The organism is Pseudomonas sp. G.S.17 (assembly GCF_038096165.1).
Lineage (GTDB): Bacteria > Pseudomonadota > Gammaproteobacteria > Pseudomonadales > Pseudomonadaceae > Aquipseudomonas.
This window is the reverse complement of the sequence record NZ_CP151076.1, coordinates 4,950,327-4,967,824: the sequence shown is the minus strand read 5'-3', so window position 1 is coordinate 4,967,824 and position 17,498 is coordinate 4,950,327. Positions and strand designations below refer to the sequence as shown.

Genomic DNA, 17,498 nt, shown 5'->3' with positions numbered 1-17,498 from the left:
GATTTACATGGGCAACACCCTAGGTCAAGGCGCCGGGTAAACATGCGCGGTACCAGTGATTGATTGAAACGCCGAGCATCGGCAGTGCAGCAGCAGGATCTTGTCGTAGTGAATACCGTGATCGAACAAACCCTTGAACAGTTCTTCCAGCGTTGGATCAGCCATGCCCAAGCGCTTTCTCACCGTCAGTACATCCATGGGTGTACGCAGTAGTTGCCCGCTGAACGGCGACAGATTGGAATCGCGAACCACATGGCTGATGTACTGGTAACTCTCGTCGTCGGGGGACTGGAATTTAGAGAGTTTGTAATTCTTGATTTTCCCCGTCTGCGATGTGCCCGCCAGCAACTTGTCGGTGAGGGTGTAAGCGCGTGTGGTGTTTGATGCAGCAACCAGCGTGTTGGCCTGGTTATCCAGAATGCCAAAGGGTTTTACCTGTTGTTGAATCACGCGATGCAGCGAGGGATCGATCAATGCATGCCCATGAGGTGCATAGACGCGCAGTTCGGTGCCGTTGGGGATCGGCGTGTTCTTGCTCCACGGCAAGTAATAGCCGTGCGTGCTGACCACCAGCGTGCGCGCCTTGCCTCGGTCTGATGTCCACAGCAGAAACTTGTGTGTCAGTTTCCATACTTTGACCGGCACTGTTGCGAATCGCGGATCGCCGGGGATATTCCAGGTTTTAAGCAGGCTGTCGGTCTCGAAGAATTTTTCCAGACGGGTATGCCGAGTCTGCATTGACCGATTGAGCAGCGAACTGAAGCCACGGGTCTTGCTGATCGCTGCGGCTGAAGTTTTCAAGGCTTTGCTGGCGCTCACAAGTTTGCCAAATGAGCGCAGCAACAGCGGCGTGTAAGGCGCCAATTGGAGAAAACCCAACGATAAGGCCACGAGCATCGCCTGCCGCTTTTCTTCATAGCGTGCGCCCGGCAAGTTCGCCGAGGCGATGTTCAATGATACGACACCGATTTCCGTAGCCAGCGTTGCAATCAACGCCGGGGTCAGCAAAAAGGACATGGGCGCCAGCAGGATCTGGAGATGAGTGAGTTGCCGGGTCCAGTATTTAAGCAGCACCTCATTGGACGTCACGATAACGTCCTGCGCGTCCATGAACCCGTTCTGCCTGAGGGTTTCAGCCATGTAGCGAAACGGCGAAATGGTCAGGTGTCTGATGCAGAGTTTATGGGTCGCAGCGATATGAGCATCCTGGTTGTACAGCGTGTCGGTCCAGGGGCGCAGTATGGATACCGGTTCTTCGGGATCTCGCTGGCCAGCCCATATCTGCAGAATATAGGTCAGCCGTCGGTGGTGGCGCAGCGGAACATGGTTCAGGACAGACTTGCGCCACTGCTGGTTTTTCGCAGCGTTTTTCAGGTAGCGATCGATGGCCTCATCGCTGTCGAACTCAATGAGGGCTTTATGTATGCCAGCCTGGTACAGCACCTTTTGCGGTCGGCCAGGTTCCGACAGGATCAGCAGACCTGGACAGTAGACTTCCTGCACGCCTTCAAATACCGAATGTTGCAGGTAAAAGCCCAGCACTGTGCGCTCGATGGTCTCGCTGCGGGGTTTAATGTAAAGCTGTTCGAGGGTTCTTATGACCATGTCGAATCCGCTTTGCAATAGCAGCCGTGATTTGAGGCACAGCACGGCTTGCATCATGAAGTTGGTTTTTAAACATTGCTCGACACTGTCCTGATGCCGGTTCCAGAAGCGTTCGACGCGGCGGGTCATAAGTGGCAGGAAGTCAATTTTCCGGATGTGATTTTCGATGGCCTGTGGGGTGATCGGCAACTCCTGGATATTGGCGGCGTGACCTTTTTCAGTGGGGTCGATATACACCATCGTGCGTGCGTCATGATCCAGATAACCCTCGGCATGCTCGACCCGGTAATTGCCTATCAGTGCCTGGCTCAGGCTGATGGGTAAACCGTCAGGCGTATTGAATTGGGTAACCGGAACGCGAGCGCTACCCAATGGCGTAAAAGATTTACCCCGGATATAACGAATGAATACCTGGTCCGGGTTTATATCCAGCCCATGTTCATCTTTCATTACTGAGCGCATGAGCCGTGCGGCGGTTTTGTTCGGCGATGGTATGCGCGGGAGGATGTTCGGGCGTGTTTGCCAAAGATCGACCGCGCTGATCAGTTTCAACGCAGGCTGGATTGGCTTGAGCCAATCAGTACTGACTGAGTTGTCCAGCAGATAACCCAGGGATAACTGCTTTTGCACAGTCGTGATCGCGGCAAAAATATCGCCTTCGATACTGCTCAATTCAACCTGCAAAACGTTGTCGTCTTCGGCTGCGTCGGGTGCCCGCGGCCCGCCGAGTTCGTTCAGCGCATTGAGCAGCATATGAGTCATTCGTTGCGCGTCATCGCTGATGTATTCGATGGGCTCGGCGGCGCTCCCCGGTTGGTGGATAAAACAGTGTGAGGTGTTGTGCGATTTGAGCTGAAAGGCCCCCGCAACCCGGCGCCCGTTGAGGGACAACATGCTGGCGCTGGACAGCGTGCCGGTTGCGGGTGATTCAAGGCATTCGGCATTCTCGGGAAACGCCGTCAGGCCCAGGATGTCTAGCCCCAGACGATAACCGTCCAGACTGATTCTTCTGCGCGAAAAGTACGTGTTCAGGTCATGCAGGAACGACAGCTTGGCCAAGGCGCAGTAGGTCTGTTCGTGTCTGGCCCAGAAAGCCCTGGTCAGAGCTGCGTAATCGCTTGCCAACGGCGCGTTGAGAATCATGTCCATGGCGCTGCTGGCGGTAAATTCTGGAAATGATTCATCCAGAATCCTGTCGTCCAGGGTTGAACCCATCAGTGCCAGCATGGCCGGAACATCGAACGAAATAATCGCCAGTTCCGTCAGGGAGAGTTTTTTTACATAGCGTTCCCGTCCATCACCTTCAACAGCGGGCTGATCATCATGGGTGAAGCGGATAAACAGCTGGTCAGGCTCCAGTGCCCTGGCGGTACGTCGGCGTAACAGTCGGACCAACTGTTCGCGAACATACTCATCCAGCTTCGGCGGGCAATCCATGTCCTGTTGATAAGCCTTGAGCAGCAAAGGCGAGCTGACGACCAGTTTCATCGCAGGGCTTCTGCGCAATGCCTTGAGTTTTTTCAGGTCGATTGCCGGGCTGCTGTTGGTCGAGTTCGGAGAGGGGGTTTCAGTTACGTTCATAGTGGCGGGTCACGATAAATGACCCGCTACTATGTCATTTGGAAGTTGCTTGTTTCGGGTAACTATTTATTGGCTCCGGCGTTTAGATACGCGCGCCAGCCGCCCAAATGGCTGATGTTGGTTGCCCCTGCAAGACCATAGGGTTCGCAGATGAATCCGCATTCCCAACTCCCGTCAGCCAGTTGCACTTTGCCCAGGCCCAACGGTGCCGGAATGCCGGTCAGGAAAGAGCCCAGTTCGCGACTCGGCAGCTCCCAGACTTCCACCGCGATCGCCACGCCGTCCTGCTCGACCCGAACCATCCCTGGGCGAAACGGCGGACCACCGGCCAACGCATAGAGCTGATAATCCGATGAGCTTTGGGTCGCTTCCACCAGGCGCGCGCCGCGTTGCTTGAGCTGCCAGTTCAACGGCAACCCGTCCAGATGCGCGCCGCACACCACGATTCTGGCCATGTCATTGCGCGCGCTGCCGGCCGGTTTTGCCAGCTGTCCGGCCAGCCCGCCAATCAAGGGCAATTCGGTGTGGCGTTGCAGTGCGTCGGCGATGCTCAGCAAATACTGATCGGTGAACACTCGGCCGAACACCGTTACGCCCCACGGCATGCCGTTGTCCATGAACGCGCTGGGCACGGCGACGGCGGCGTAGTCCAGCAGGTTGACGAAGTTGGTGTAGTAACCCAGTTCCGAGTTGCGCAGCACGGGTTCGGCTTGCAGCTCTGCCGACGTGACGGGGCGGCCGATGCTCGGCGTGACGACGAAATCCACGCCATCCATGACGCGGTCGCAGACGGCCTTGAGTGCTTGCAGACGGTACTGCGCCTTGAACGTTTCGACACCCGTCACCAGCGGCGCTTTGCCCAGCACTGCGCGGATGACCGGCAGCACCGCTTCCGGGTTGCTCTGCATCAGTTCGCCAGCAACGCTGTAGCGCTCGGCCACCCAGGGGCCGTTATAAAGCAGGCCTGCGGCTTCGAGAAATGGCGACAGGTCGATGGTCACGGCTTCGCCGCCCATGGCGGTCAGGCGGTCGATGGCATCACCGAACAACAGCGGTCCTTGTGGGCAACCGAAGTATTCGAGGTCCTGAGCACGCGGTACGCCGAAGCGGAACGGTCGCGGCGCACCGAAGGCCGAGGCATCGTTCCATGACGGATTGCTGCGGCTGTATTCGTCGCGCGGATCAAGTTTCGCGACCAGGCCCAGCAACTGGCTGGCTTCCCGTGCGGTGGCGGTGAAAGTCGTGACGCAATCCAGCGTCCGGCAGGCCGGAACCACGCCTGCGGTGGAGATCAAGCCCTTGCTGGCCTTCATGCCCAGCAAGTTGTTCAGCGCGGCGGGCACGCGTCCGGAGCCCGCCGTGTCGGTGCCCAGCGCAAAGCTGCTGACGCCAAGGGCGACTGCCAGGGACGAGCCGGAACTTGACCCGCCGGACGGATATTCCTTGAGCACACTGTTGGGGCAGGCGCCAAACGGCGAGCGACTGCCATTCAAACCGGTGGCGAACTGATCCAGATTGGTCTTGCCCAGGGGAATCGCGCCCAGGGCGATCAGTTGCTCGACGATGGTCGCCGAGCGCTCGGGCTCATAGGTATAAGCAACGCAGGCAGCAGTGGTCGGAATGCCGACCAGATCGATGTTGTCCTTGATCGAAAACGGCACGCCATACAGCGGCAGGTCGTTGATGTCCCGGCCTTCCAGCGCGGCGAAGTAGGGCTCCAGTTCGGTCGGATCAAGCAGGTAGATGAACAGATGATATTCAGGGTTCAGCGCAGCGGCTTTTTCTCGCAGCGCAAGAATCAGCTCGCGGGGCGTGAGGTTGCCGGACTGGTAGGCGGCGCGGACCGACTCCAGGCGCAGGTCGCTCAAGGTGATTTCAAGGCTCATGGCGAAATTCCATAAAATTGATAAGAGCAGACCACATCAAACGGCTTCTATGACTACGACTCGCTGTCCCGCACGCACGGCCGAACCCGGTTGTACGCGCACGTCCCGCACCACGCCGGCGAGTGTCGCCAGCAGCGGGATTTCCATTTTCATCGACTCCAGAATCACCAACACATCGCCAGCGGCGACCTGTTGGCCCACCTCCACCTGCACTTGCCAGAGATTCCCGGCAATGTGACTGTCGATACTGTGTTCACCGGCACTGAGCGGTGCTTCATCGGTCAGCGGCGCCACCGCTTCATCGCTTTCGAAGTTGGCCTGACCGCTGGCAATCCAGCGCTCACGCTCGGCCTGAAATGCGCTTTGCTGCTGGCTGCGGAAGGCCGCGATACCTTCGGCTTCACTGCTTAAGAACGCCTGGTAGTCCGCCAGGTTCAAGGTGCTGTGTTCAATGTGCAGCGGATAGCGGCCCAGCGGGAAATCCCGACGAATGCGCAGCAACTCTTCGGCGCTGACCGGGTAGAAGCGAATCTGATCGAAAAAGCGTAGCAGCCAAGGCTTGCCATCGAAGGCCGCCACTTCCCGATAGCGGTTCCACATCTGCAACGTACGCCCGACAAACTGATAACCCCCCGGACCTTCCATGCCGTACACGCACATGTAGGCGCCGCCGATGCCGACCGAGTTCTCCGCCGTCCAGGTGCGCGCCGGGTTGTACTTGGTGGTCACCAGCCGATGGCGCGGGTCCAGCGGCGTGGCGACCGGCGCGCCAAGGTAGACATCGCCCAGGCCCATGACCAGATAACTGGCTTCGAACACCGTGCGCTGCACTTCGTCGAGGTTGGGCAGGTCGTTGATGCGGCGGATGAACTCCAGATTACTCGGGCACCACGGCGCGTCCTTGCGCACGGTGGTCATGTATTTCTCGATAGCCAGCTGACAGGCCGGATCGTCCCAGGAGAGCGGCAGATGCACGATGCGCGACGGGACTTGCAGGTCCTTGGCCGCGCAGACGGCATCCCATTCCCCAGCGACGATCTCCAGCAACTGTTGCAGCGGCAATTGCTCAGGCTGGTAATGCACTTGCAGCGAACGAATGCCCGGCGTCAGGTCGATCACGCCGTGCAGGTTTTTGGCCTCCAGCGCCTGCATCAGCGCATGGCCGCGAAAGCGCAGCACCAGATCCAGCTCCGGCGCACCGATTTCCAGCAGCAGATGGGTGTCGCCGGAAAGCCGCGCCACCAGGCGCGTGTCGTCGCGGCCGATGTCGAGCATGATGGGTGAGGTAAGCTCAACCCCCTTTAGAAGCGAATTCATTCGCGAAGCCAGTGTTTCAGCCCCCTGTGGGAGCGAGCTTGCTCGCGAAGGCGTCAGATTCTGCACCGCGTCGCCTGCTTCGCGAGCAAGCTCGCTCCCACAGATCAACTGTCGGGCAGCCTGGATGCTGACCGCTTCAAACATCACCTTATCGCCGGCCTTGAGCTGCCCCAACTGCCACAGATCCGCTTCGATAATGGTTACCGGACAGACGAAACCGCCGAGGCTCGGGCCGTCGGGGCCGAGGATGACGGGCATGTCGCCAGTGAAATCCACGGCACCGATGGCGTACGGATTGTCGTGAATGTTCGACGGATGCAAACCCGCTTCACCGCCATCCGCCCGCACCCATTCCGGTTTCGGGCCGATCAGGCGCACGCCGGTGCGGCTGGAATTGAAATGCACTTCCCACGCCGTGGCGAAGAACGTCTGCATGTAATTTTCGGTGAAATACTCCGGCGCGCCGTGCGGGCCGTAAATCACGCGAATTTGCCGAACGTCCGCCAACTTATCGAGCTGATCCGTTGCGATGTGCTGCCCGACGCTGCGCTCAACCAGTGGCGAAATGTGCAGCACATCCCCCGCGCGCAAAGCCCGGCCGCCATGACCGCCAAACTGGCCCAGGGTGAAGGTGCTTTTGCTGCCCAGATAATCCGGCACATCCAGCCCACCGCGTACGCATAGATAGCTGCGCGCACCCGCTCCAGCGATGGTGCCCAGCGCCAGACTGGAACCCGCCGCGATAAACAACGCGGTATTCATCGGCTGCGCCTGGCCATCCAGCGTCAGGGGAATTACCGCGCCGGTCACCGCAATCACCGCATCTGTGTTGAAACGCAGCAACGGCCCGCTCATGGTGATTTCCAGCGCGGCGCAGCCTTCGGCGTTGCCCAGCAGGCGATTGCCCTGACGCAAGGCGCGGCTGTCCATCGGCCCGGACGGCGGTACACCGACTGCCCAATAACCCAGACGTCCCGGATAATCCTGAATGCTGGTTTGCGTACCGCCGCTGAGCACTTCGAAGGTGTCGGCGTGATAGACCAGACCTTCCAGGCAGCGGGTCCAGGGCTGGCCGCTGGCAAACGGCGCGTCGGCGATGATCTGCCGCAGGTAATCGCGGTTGGTCTCGACGCCGTACAGTCGCGTGTCGCTCAAGGCTTTGGCCAGGCCAGCGCTGGCCCGCTCGCGGTTCGGCGCCCAGCTGATGACCTTGGCGATCATCGGATCGAAGAACGGTGGAATCTCACAACCGGCTTCAACCCAGGTATCAATGCGCAGGCTTTTGCCATCGACGGCAGGGAAGTTCACCGCCGTCAGCAAACCGGGACTTGGCTGGAAATCCCGACCGGGATCTTCTGCGTACAGACGCGCTTGAATGGCATGGCCGCTCGGCCTCAGCGCTGCCTGTAATTCGCTCAACGGCGGCAGGTCGCCAGCGGCCAGTTGCACCATCCAACTGACCAGATCGACGCCCCAGACTTGCTCGGTCACACCGTGCTCGACCTGCAAGCGGGTGTTCACTTCGAGGAAATAAAAGCGCTGATCCTCGCTGTCAAAGACAAACTCCACGGTGCCGGCGCTGCGATAATTCACGGCCTTGGCCAGCTTGATCGCCGCCATGCACAGCGCTTCGCCCATGCCTTCTGGCAGGTTTGGCGCAGGGGTTTCTTCGAGGACTTTCTGATTGCGGCGCTGCACTGAGCAATCGCGCACGCCCAGCGCAAGCACTTCGCCACGCCCATCACCGAACACCTGAACTTCAAGGTGCCGGGCGCGCTGGATGTACTTCTCGATGAACACCCCAGCGTCGCTGAAGTTGTTCTGGCCGAGGCGTTTCACCGCGTCGAACGACTCGCTCAACTCGGCAGCGCTGCGGCACACGCGCATGCCGATCCCGCCGCCACCGGCGGTGCTTTTGAGCATCACCGGATAACCAATGATTTCTGCGGCGCCCAGCGCGGTGTCGAGGCTGTCGAGCAATTCGGTGCCTTCGAGCATCGGCACGCCGTGCTGTTTGGCTAAGGCGCGGGCGGTGTGCTTGAGGCCGAATACCCGCAGTTGCTCTGGCGTCGGGCCGACAAAGGCAATGCCCGCGTCTTCGCAGGTTTGCGCGAAGGCAGCGTTTTCGGAAAGAAAGCCGTAGCCGGGATGAATCGCTTGCGCGCCGCTGGCTTTGGCGATGGCGAGGATTTTATCCACAGCCAGATAAGTCCCGGCCGCGCCGCCTTCACCCAGGCTGTGGGCTTCGTCGGCTTGCAGCAAATGCAGGCTGGCGGCATCGGCTTCGGAGTACACGGCAACGCCTTTGACGTGCAGGGCACGCAAGGTGCGCAGGATGCGGCAGGCAATGGCGCCACGGTTGGCGATCAGCAGTGTGTCAAACATGGCTTGAACCCCGGAAGTCGATGGTGTCGACCTCAAACTTGGGAAGCGGGCCGTCCCGCTATTGATGTGTCTGCACGAGGGTCGTCCGTCGTGGTCAGGTTGCTAGTCCGCTCGCGGCTGAAGCCGCTCCTACGAAACGCCGTCCGTAGGAAACCGCCGAAGCCGTTCCCACGAAACACCGTCCGCAGGAGCCGCCGAAGCCGTCCCCCGAAACACCGCCCGCAGGAGCCGCCGAAGCCGTTCCCACGAAACACCGTCCGTAGGAGCGGCTTCAGCCGCGAGGGCTTAATTCCAGACGTGCAATTCAGCCGGCGTCGGGTTGTAGCCATTGCACGGGTTATTCAACTGCGGACAGTTGGAAATCAGCACGATCACGTCCATTTCGGCGCGCAGTTCCACGTATTTGCCCGGCGCGGAAATGCCGTCCTCGAAGGTCAGTCCGCCGTCAGCGGTAACCGGCACGTTCATGAAAAAGTTGATGTTCGGCCCGATGTCGCCTTTGCCCAGGCGCCCGTCATGCACGCAAGCGCGCAGATAGTTGTCGCGGCAGCTGTGCATGTGGCGCTTTTCCAGGGCGTAACGCACGGTGTTGCTCTCTTGGGCGCAGGCACCGCCGAGGGTGTCATGGCGTCCGCAGGTGTCAGCGACGATGGTCAGCATCGGTTTACCCAGGTTGGAATACAGCACGCTGCCGGTGGTCAGGTAAACGCTGCCTTGGCGGCGCAAGGTGCGCTGCACGTCGTAACGCTCACGGGGGTTGGCGAGGCTGAAGAACAGCGTGTCGACCGCCTGATTGCCTTCCAGATCGAGGATGCGCAGGGTTTGCCCGGCCTTGAGTTCCGTCAGCGACGGTTCGCCGGCCGCAATGAAGGTGGTGGATGCAGCAGTAGCGGAAGTCGGATTCATGGACGTGCTCCTCAGGCGAACAGGCGATCGGTATTGATAAAGCCGCGCTGGTTTTCCGGGCGGGACGTGCGGCAATGCTCAGCGACGCTGGCGTCGGCTTTCATCCAGCTCAGTTGCAGCGGCTGCGGGGCGTATTCAGGATTCGGGTCCATGGGATGTTGCAGCGCGGTGAGGACGACCAGGGTATCCATCGGCGCGTACAGCTCGATGTAATCCCCGGCTTGCGAGTTGCCCGGCACAAAATGCAGGCGGCCCCCGTCGTCAACGTTGACGCGGCTGAACAGGTTCAAGGTCATCAGCAGGTCCGACAGGCCCAGGCCCCATTTGCCCAGTTCCACCAGCAGGTTGTCGGTGCCGTTGCGAAAGAAGCCGTTGCGCAATTCCTGATAGCGGCCCTGGCCGTATTTCTCGGCGACTTCTTCAGCGCAGAGCACGCCGCCGAGGCTGTCGCTCCAGCCGCAGGTGTCAGCGGTAATTGCTGCCAGAACACGGCCCATGTCCGAATACAGGCAATGGCCGCTGGTGAGTTTGGCGGTGTGCTGGCATTTGAGGCTGTCCGGCAGGTTCAAACGCTCGGTTTTTTCGTGGGCGTTGAGCAGCGTCAGGCTGACGTTGGCGTTGCCGTTGAGATCAGTCAGGCGCAGCAGTTCGCCGCGTTTGAGTACGAACGAACGGTGGCCGCCGCCGGGCAGCAGCTCTTCGGCGAAGACGGGGAATAGCGTGTTGGATGGTGTCATGAGCAGAATCCTCTAAGCCTGTTGCAGCGAGTCAAGCGCGGCGCGTGCTGCGCGGCGGTCGCTGTTCAGGGGAATGTCATAAGTGATACGCGCGCCATAAGCGCCGGGGGCGTGGGGGTCGATGCGGACTTTGTCGAAGACCAGCAAGCGGGTGCCGAGGTTGAAACCTTCGGACAAGTCATGGGTAACCATGAACACCGTCAGCTGCGTCTCGCGCCACAGTTCCAGCAGCAAGGCGTGCATGTCTTTGCGGATGCCCGGATCCAGGGCGCCGAAGGGTTCGTCGAGCAGCAACACCCGAGGTTTCATGATCAGCGCCTGGGCAATCGCCAGCCGCTGTTGCATGCCGCCGGACAGCTGCGTCGGGTATTTATCCAGCGAATGACCCAGGCCGACTTTCTTCAGCAATACCGCCGCCTGTTCGCGCGCTTCGCGTTTGGCATTGCCGAACAATCGCCCGAGCAGCGCCGAGCGCGGCAGTTCCAGGCCCAAGGCAACGTTGTCCAGCACTGACAGGTGCGGGAACACCGAATAGCGCTGAAACACCACGCCACGGCTGGCATCCGGCTCGCTGGCCAGGGCCTTGCCGTCGAGCAGAATCTTGCCCTTGCTCGGCACTTCCTGACCCAGCAACAAGCGCAGGAAGGTGGATTTGCCGCAACCCGAGGCACCGACCAGCGTGCAGAATTCACCCTCGGCGACGCTCAGGTTCAGGCCGTCGAGCACCACTTGATCGTCATATTGTTGCCAGACGTTTTGCACGGAAATAAAACTCATCCTCGCACCCCCTCATACCAAGGGAAAGCTTTGCGGGTCAGCGCCTTGAGGCCCCAATCCATCAGCCACGCCAGCAACGTGATCCAGACCACATAGGGCAGAATCACGTCCATTGCCAGATAGCGCCGCACCAGAAAAATCCGGTAACCGAGGCCATCGGTCGAAGCAATGGCCTCGGCAGCGATCAGGAACAACCACGCCGAACCCAGCACCAGTCGCAAGGCAATCAGCAAACGTGGCAGCAATTGCGGCAGGATCACCCGCAGGATCAGCGTCCAGGTTGAAGCGCCCAAGGTCTGCGCCTTGATCAGCAGCTCTACCGGAATTTCCCGGGCGCGCTGCTCCAGATCACGGGCCAGGATCGGCGTGATGCCGATCACGATGAGCATGACTTTCGACAGCTCGCCCAAACCGAAGACGATGAACAGAATCGGCAGGATTGCCAGCGGCGGCACCATTGACAGCACCGTCAACAAGGGCGACAACGGCGCGCCGAACAACGGCAGGATTCCCGAGGCAATCCCCAGGCATAAACCCAGCAACGCACTGATGCCCAGGCCAATCGCCAGCCGTTTCAGGCTGGAACCGGTGTCCTGCCAGAGCAGATATTCGCCAGTGCGGCTGTCGGCTTTGAACGCCATACGATTGACTGCATCAGCCATCTGCACGGCGCTGGGCAGCAGCTTGTCGTTGGGATTTTCCGTCAACCGGGTCGCCGAGCCGGTGAAATAGGCGAACAGCAGCAGGGCAAACGGCAGGATCACCAGAATCAGGCGGCTGGCGCGATCCGGGCGGCGATTTATCAAGCGCATGGCAATGACCTTTGTGCGAAACGCGGATTACAACGTGCCGTCGGCGGCCATTTGCACGTAGCTCGGGTCGAAATGCAGCTTGAGATTGGTCTTGTCGCCAGACATCACGCCGTTGGCGAACGACATGCCTACGGCGCTGGAATCCTTGGCACCTTCACCCAGCAAGCCATGCTCGAAGGAGAAGTTGGCAACCTTGCGCATGGTGTCCGGCAGCTGTTTGCTGTTAGCGAATTCCAGGGCTTCTTTAGGCGTGGCGAACAGCTTGGTGGTGTCCAGTTGCGCCTGGAAACCGGCCAGATCCGTGCCCGAGGCCTTGGCCATGTGCTCCAGCGCGACCTTGCTTGCGGCGGACTTGGCGTTCATCAGCGCAACCACTTCAAACCAGGCACCGGTCAACGCTTTGCCCAGCGCCGGGTTGTCTTTCAGGGTCTGGGTGTTGACCACCATCATGTCCATGATTTCGCCGGGGATCTTGCTGGAGTCGAACACCTGGGTAACGCCGGGCTTGGCCTTGATATCTGCCAGCATCGGGTTCCAGGTGGTCACCGCCTGAACGTCGTCGGTGTTGAAGGCCGCGGAGATGTCGGCATCGGACGTATTGACCACTTTCAGGTCTTTCTCGGACAGGTCAGCCGTATCCAGCGCGCGGGCCAGCAGATAGTGGGAGACAGAGAGCTCCACCAGATTGACGTTCATGCCCTTGAGGTCGGCGACTTTCTTGCCCGCACCTTTGATGACGATGCCGTCGTTGCCGTTGGAGAAGTCGCTGACGATCAACGCGGTGCTGTCGACGCCGCCCGCCGCCGGGATGGTCAGCGCATCCATGTTGGTCATGGTGCAGCCATCGAACTGGCCAGCGGTGTATTGGTTGATGGATTCGACGTAATCGTTGAGCTGGGTGACATCGATCTTGATGCCGTATTTTTTCGCCCACTTGTCGACAATGCCTTGGGTTCCTGCGTATTCCCAGGGCATCCAGCCGGCATAAATGGTCCAGCACACGTTGAATTCTTTTTTGACGGCGGCTTGCGCCGAAGAAAGGCTCAATGCAGCGACGAGACCTGCAGCGAGCAGGCCGAACAGACGGGATTTTTGCATATAACAACCTCCAGTAGCGAAAAGGGGCGGCCAGGAGCAACGCGACACCACTGGTGTCCTGTCTCCCGGGCTTTTATCCCGCCGTGTAACCTCTACTGGAGGTCGCCAACTCTCGGACCAGCCACTCGTCATTTATTGACGAGCCGGAACCCTAGTCGGCTATTGCAAATTGTGGTGCCGCGAACCTGTTTTGACTCCTGCACGGGTTTGTTAAAGCGAGAGTTGTGCCAACTTGCCACAACGCCCGATACAGAGGGGCTACATCGTGGAGGGAGGTTTCGTGCTGGCCTGTATCGGCTGATCATGGTGCGCGGATGCACCGGCTTGGGGCGTGGCGGCACAAATATAGTTCGCCCCACGGGGCACTTGAAGGGGGTTTTCGTGTCTTATTTTCTGTCCGCCAGCTATTGGCGAACGCCGACCAGCGTCGCTGGTTTGTGCCCTATCGCGGTCCGGGAGGCCGCCATGTATCGACGACCCTTACTGCTTGTTTTACTGGCTCTGACTCTTGCTGGTTGCTATGGAGGTCCCGGTTACTACGAATCCGATGTGTATACCCAGCCCGCAACCGTCGTTGGAGGTGGATATGCTTATGACAATGGCTACCGTTCAAATTATTACCAGGAGCGGCGAATCTATGTAGCGCCGCAGCCACGCTACTATGCCCCGGCGCCGCGCTATTACGCGCCGCCGCCCGTTCCACGTTATTACCAGCCCGGCAGACCGCCCGGCTATGGCTGGGGTGACAACCGCTATCGCGGCGGCAATCCCGGTTATCGCAACGATCCACGTCGCGACTACCGCGGTGGCTCTTCGTGGGGGGATCATGGCGGCAACCGAGGCCATGACGGACGAGGTCCGGGTCGAGGCGACGGACGCGGCGATGGCCGTGGCGGTCGCGGAGGGGATGGCCGAGGCGGGAATCGCTGATCGGTAGTTGAAATAAGAACGGTACTCCATGGAGTGCCGTTTTTTTATGTCCGGGGTTTTCTCAATGGATGCTGGCAATCCTCCTTCAGATATTTCTGATAGGGGCGTGGGAGCATTCCTGAAATACATATCTAGCCTCAGAAACGGGTTCGACATTGATAGGGTTTCGTACCCAAAAATGGAGATTGCCCATGCGTTTAGTTTTGCTTGCCCCCGTTGTTTTGAGTGTTTCTGGCTGCGCCATGACTAACGATATGCACAACAACAATTTCCCTGCAGTGATAGCCGTCCCTGCTCCACCAAACCTGGTCGGCACCTCGGCACACTTCCCTGATTTTGCTCATCGGCCTGTGCGTCCGACCCAATCGAAAGTGCGTCTACCCAGATAATGCTTTTATGGGCTCTATACTTGGTTTCTCCCAGTGCTTCAGACCATCGCCGACCTCTGAGTATACGGCCGGAGCCTGGCATGACCAAACTCAGGAGGTCGGACCTCTGTGGTCCGACCGCGAACATCGGTTAGCGATTGGCTGTCGTTTTGAAGTCTCTTACTGGAATTAATTCGACGTGAGCGAAATCTACTTCCGTGTGTTTCACAAAGTAACTATCACGGTGCCTTCCGTAAGAGCGATCAGAGTCTAATTCAGCCGGAGCCTCTGGATTGAAAAATTTGTCATGATGATAAACGGGAGTTCCAGCCGGCGTTGTGTGCATCACAAAACTGAATCTGCTTTTCGTGATGTCCTGTATCGCTCCCCCGCCATGCGGGAGCTGTGGATGCCAGATGATAGTGTCGCCTGCTTGCACAGATAATTGTTCCTTTTGCACGCAAGCTTCAGCGCAAAGGCGCTGAACCTCACTTTGAAAGCCATCCCATAGCGCAGCAGAACTACTCGGAACTGCGTCGAGGCTGTCGAAGTATTTCAATGCAATCGCGGCACGGTCGGGCTCAGGGATATTGTGCCCCCCGCGCATTACATCCAAAGCGCCGTTTTGCTCGTTCGCATCTTCAAGTGCAACCCATACGCCCAAGTAAAACATCTCAGGTTTCGTGGTGAAGTATGGCGTGTCGCGATGGATAGGCTGAGCTGAACCGCGTTCATAAAAAAGCGATGTATAAAGGCTGGGTGGTGCACCGAACATTGCTTCTTGAACGTCATAGGCCGTTTTATTCATATCAAACAGGTCGATCAATTCAGGAAAGGCAGCGTGCAGGTTAACGATACGCGGGTAGTGTCCGTCGCGATCAAGGAATTTTGCAAATTTGTCATTATTAAGATTGGCAAATTTCTTAAAGTTTTCGATCACCGAGACACATTTGTCCTTATGCAACGATCCCTTGATGACAGTGAATCCGTCACGTATCAGATCTTCAACATGCGTTCGTATAGGACTGGGTAGGGTGGGCAGCCTGCGAGCTGACTCAGCGGAGTTCATGAACCAAGGGGCTAAATTTTTGACGGGGTTCTCAAATTTCATACTTCTATCCATCTTTGATATAGATATATGTTTATGTTCAGGGGCTGGCAGTGGTTTTCTGTCGGAAAAAAACAATTTTAGTTTCCGGTACTTAATTTCGGCAAACAACTATTTGTATCTGATTGAAACAGCAGTCCTTCCACAAATGTATTTTTATTAGCTGCGAAGATAAGCGTAATAAATAAACATGGGGGAAATGTGCTGCACTCAATCTCGGCACTATGGCGTCTGCCGGTCGATAATATCTGCAGCGGTTGTTGACGAGAGCGGGGATCTTGTTGTTTCTCTATATATTTGATCGGCCCTATGGCGGTGCTTTCATGGGAGCAAATGCTGAGGAAACGCTATGCCGACTTCCAGCAAGACTGACTGGGATCGCATCAAACGCGAAGCCCACGCAGAAACGCCGGTTGCGCATGATGCCGAGTCTCATACGACCCTAATGATCCAGCGGCGGTAGACGATTTTTGGGATACGGCCACTGTGCGCCGACAAGGTGAGCGAGGCCCGCAGAAAGCGCCCATCACAGAGCGTGTGACACTGCGTTTGTCGCCTGATGTCGTGGATTATTTCAAAGCCGGCGGCAGTGGTTGGCAAACCCGGGCGAATCAAGCCCTCAAGGACTATATTCACGAACATCAGCGTTAGATGAACCTGCAGGCAAACTCATACCCAACCAAACGCCGGTTTTTTGCATCTGACGACACTTCCACTGCCGCGCATTCGGAATCCCTCCGTTCGCCTCTTGATCAGTCCAATTTATTGCTCAATACCCCGACAAATCCGCCAACGGATGCCGGCCTTCCCACGCCTTGGCGAAGTGTGCGTCGATCACTGGCTGCGGGACGTTGGCCACATCCTGCCAGTGCCAATGGGGTTTGCTGTCCTTGTCGATCAGTCGCGCGCGGACGCCCTCGCTGAATTCGGGATGGCGGCAGCAGTTGAGGCTCATGGTGTATTCCATCTGGAATACTTCGGCCAACGACAGGTGGCGGGCGCGCTGGATTTGTTCCCAGATCAGGTGCGCAGTCAGCGGGCTGCCTGCGGTCAGGGTCTTGGCGGCGCGGGCCAGCAGGGCGTCGTCTTTGTGTTGCAGGTGGCTGATGGCACTCCATGCGCAGGGCAGGTTGCCGACATCGAGCAATTCATCGATCTGCTTGCGACGCGGCAGCCACTGCGCGGCCGGCAGCTGGCCGATGGCTTCCTGTTGCAGCGCCTTGAGCAGACTGTTGAGCTGGATCGAGGTCTGTTCTTGCCAGTTGAGCTGTTGCAGGCCGTCGATCAACTCGTCCTGCTGTTCATCAAGCAGGAAGCGGTCGGCGAGGTCCAGGTCCAGCGCGTCGTGGCCGTTGATGTGCGAGCCGGTCAGGCCCAGAAACAGACCGAGCTTGCCCGGCAGACGTGAAAGGAACCAGCTGGCGCCCACATCCGGGTACAGGCCGATGCTGATTTCCGGCATCGCCAGGCGGCTGCTCGGCGTGACGATGCGAATGCTGGCCCCTTGCAGCAGGCCCATCCCGCCACCGAGCACGTAGCCGTGGCCCCAGCAGATCAACGGTTTTGGATAGGTGTGCAAGCTGTAGTCGAGGCGGTATTCAGCGGAAAAGAAATGCGCCGCCAATGGCGGCACTTCGCCGGGATGCTCACGGCAGGTTTCCACCAGGGTACGTACATCTCCGCCTGCGCAGAACGCTTTGGGTCCGTTGCCGCGCAGTAATACGCAAACAATGCTGTCGTCGCTGGCCCAGGTGTCCAGCTTGTCTTGCAGCGCGAGAATCATCGGCAGCGACAAGGCATTCAATGACTTCTCCGCGTCCAGCGTGGCCACGCCAATTCGGGCGCCGTCCTGAGCAGGGAGTTCTTCAAAGAGCAGATTCATCGTGACCTCTCGAGGGCAATACATTTATCCAACAGGGTTTTGATTGCCTCATGTCGGGTTAAGTTGCGATCAAGTGTAGGAAACGGCAGCGCGGGGCGCGCTGTAT

The 17,498-nt window shown here is 58.7% G+C and carries 12 protein-coding genes and 1 riboswitch; of the genes, 2 read left to right on the top strand and 10 right to left on the bottom strand.

The genetic code is table 11. The features are described from left to right. Nucleotides 1-24: 24 nt before the first annotated feature. The 8 genes from AABC73_RS23110 to AABC73_RS23075 form a co-directional block, all read right to left on the bottom strand. Nucleotides 25-3,186 (bottom strand): DUF6543 domain-containing protein, encoded by a 3,162-nt coding sequence (locus tag AABC73_RS23110; protein WP_341521118.1) that lies wholly within the window; start codon nucleotides 3,184-3,186, stop codon nucleotides 25-27. A gap of 62 nt (nucleotides 3,187-3,248) precedes the next feature. Then, nucleotides 3,249-5,072, bottom strand: coding sequence for an allophanate hydrolase (atzF, locus tag AABC73_RS23105; protein ID WP_341521117.1), 1,824 nt, complete (start codon nucleotides 5,070-5,072; stop codon nucleotides 3,249-3,251). Between the two features lie 36 nt (nucleotides 5,073-5,108). Next, a complete protein-coding gene (gene uca / locus AABC73_RS23100) occupies nucleotides 5,109-8,774 on the bottom strand; it encodes an urea carboxylase (protein ID WP_341521116.1) in 3,666 nt (1,221 codons plus the stop codon). Between the two features lie 285 nt (nucleotides 8,775-9,059). Further along, the gene (locus tag AABC73_RS23095) at nucleotides 9,060-9,680 is read right to left on the bottom strand and encodes an urea amidolyase associated protein UAAP2 (RefSeq protein ID WP_341521115.1); all 621 of its coding nucleotides are present in this window, start codon (nucleotides 9,678-9,680) and stop codon (nucleotides 9,060-9,062) included. An 11-nt stretch (nucleotides 9,681-9,691) separates the two neighbouring features. Then, nucleotides 9,692-10,417, bottom strand: coding sequence for an urea amidolyase associated protein UAAP1 (locus tag AABC73_RS23090; protein WP_341521114.1), 726 nt, complete (start codon nucleotides 10,415-10,417; stop codon nucleotides 9,692-9,694). Between the two features lie 12 nt (nucleotides 10,418-10,429). Beyond that, nucleotides 10,430-11,194 (bottom strand): ABC transporter ATP-binding protein, encoded by a 765-nt coding sequence (locus AABC73_RS23085; protein ID WP_341521113.1) that lies wholly within the window; start codon nucleotides 11,192-11,194, stop codon nucleotides 10,430-10,432. Beyond that, nucleotides 11,191-12,006 (bottom strand): ABC transporter permease, encoded by an 816-nt coding sequence (locus AABC73_RS23080; RefSeq protein ID WP_341521112.1) that lies wholly within the window; start codon nucleotides 12,004-12,006, stop codon nucleotides 11,191-11,193. Before AABC73_RS23080 ends, AABC73_RS23085 begins: the two co-directional genes overlap by 4 nt. A 27-nt stretch (nucleotides 12,007-12,033) precedes the next feature. Then, a complete protein-coding gene (locus AABC73_RS23075) occupies nucleotides 12,034-13,104 on the bottom strand; it encodes a putative urea ABC transporter substrate-binding protein (protein ID WP_341521111.1) in 1,071 nt (356 codons plus the stop codon). Nucleotides 13,105-13,164: 60 nt separating this feature from the next. Beyond that, nucleotides 13,165-13,270, bottom strand: a riboswitch (guanidine-I (ykkC/yxkD leader). Nucleotides 13,271-13,653: 383 nt separating this feature from the next. On the opposite strand from AABC73_RS23075, the gene AABC73_RS23070 reads away from it, so the two are divergent. Further along, the gene (locus tag AABC73_RS23070) at nucleotides 13,654-14,034 is read left to right on the top strand and encodes a hypothetical protein (RefSeq protein WP_341524313.1); all 381 of its coding nucleotides are present in this window, start codon (nucleotides 13,654-13,656) and stop codon (nucleotides 14,032-14,034) included. Nucleotides 14,035-14,553: 519 nt separating this feature from the next. On the opposite strand, the gene AABC73_RS23065 is transcribed toward AABC73_RS23070, so the two are convergent. Next, nucleotides 14,554-15,513, bottom strand: coding sequence for a phytanoyl-CoA dioxygenase family protein (locus AABC73_RS23065; RefSeq protein ID WP_341521110.1), 960 nt, complete (start codon nucleotides 15,511-15,513; stop codon nucleotides 14,554-14,556). A gap of 483 nt (nucleotides 15,514-15,996) precedes the next feature. On the opposite strand from AABC73_RS23065, the gene AABC73_RS23060 reads away from it, so the two are divergent. Further along, on the top strand, nucleotides 15,997-16,161 hold the full coding sequence (locus tag AABC73_RS23060; RefSeq protein ID WP_341521109.1) for a BrnA antitoxin family protein: 165 nt from the start codon (nucleotides 15,997-15,999) through the stop codon (nucleotides 16,159-16,161). Between the two features lie 118 nt (nucleotides 16,162-16,279). Here the strand turns inward: AABC73_RS23060 and AABC73_RS23055 are convergent, their stop codons facing one another. Then, entirely contained in the window at nucleotides 16,280-17,392 is a 1,113-nt protein-coding gene (locus AABC73_RS23055) for an enoyl-CoA hydratase/isomerase family protein (RefSeq protein WP_341521108.1), read from the bottom strand. Nucleotides 17,393-17,498: the final 106 nt, after the last annotated feature.

Coding starts and splice junctions, on each gene's coding strand:
- AABC73_RS23110 (WP_341521118.1), bottom strand. CDS start 3,186: ATGAACGTAACTGAAACCCCCTCTCCGAACTCGACCAACAGCAGCCCG.
- atzF (WP_341521117.1), bottom strand. CDS start 5,072: ATGAGCCTTGAAATCACCTTGAGCGACCTGCGCCTGGAGTCGGTCCGC.
- uca (WP_341521116.1), bottom strand. CDS start 8,774: ATGTTTGACACACTGCTGATCGCCAACCGTGGCGCCATTGCCTGCCGC.
- AABC73_RS23095 (WP_341521115.1), bottom strand. CDS start 9,680: ATGAATCCGACTTCCGCTACTGCTGCATCCACCACCTTCATTGCGGCC.
- AABC73_RS23090 (WP_341521114.1), bottom strand. CDS start 10,417: ATGACACCATCCAACACGCTATTCCCCGTCTTCGCCGAAGAGCTGCTG.
- AABC73_RS23085 (WP_341521113.1), bottom strand. CDS start 11,194: ATGAGTTTTATTTCCGTGCAAAACGTCTGGCAACAATATGACGATCAA.
- AABC73_RS23080 (WP_341521112.1), bottom strand. CDS start 12,006: ATGCGCTTGATAAATCGCCGCCCGGATCGCGCCAGCCGCCTGATTCTG.
- AABC73_RS23075 (WP_341521111.1), bottom strand. CDS start 13,104: ATGCAAAAATCCCGTCTGTTCGGCCTGCTCGCTGCAGGTCTCGTCGCT.
- AABC73_RS23065 (WP_341521110.1), bottom strand. CDS start 15,513: ATGAAATTTGAGAACCCCGTCAAAAATTTAGCCCCTTGGTTCATGAAC.
- AABC73_RS23055 (WP_341521108.1), bottom strand. CDS start 17,392: ATGAATCTGCTCTTTGAAGAACTCCCTGCTCAGGACGGCGCCCGAATT.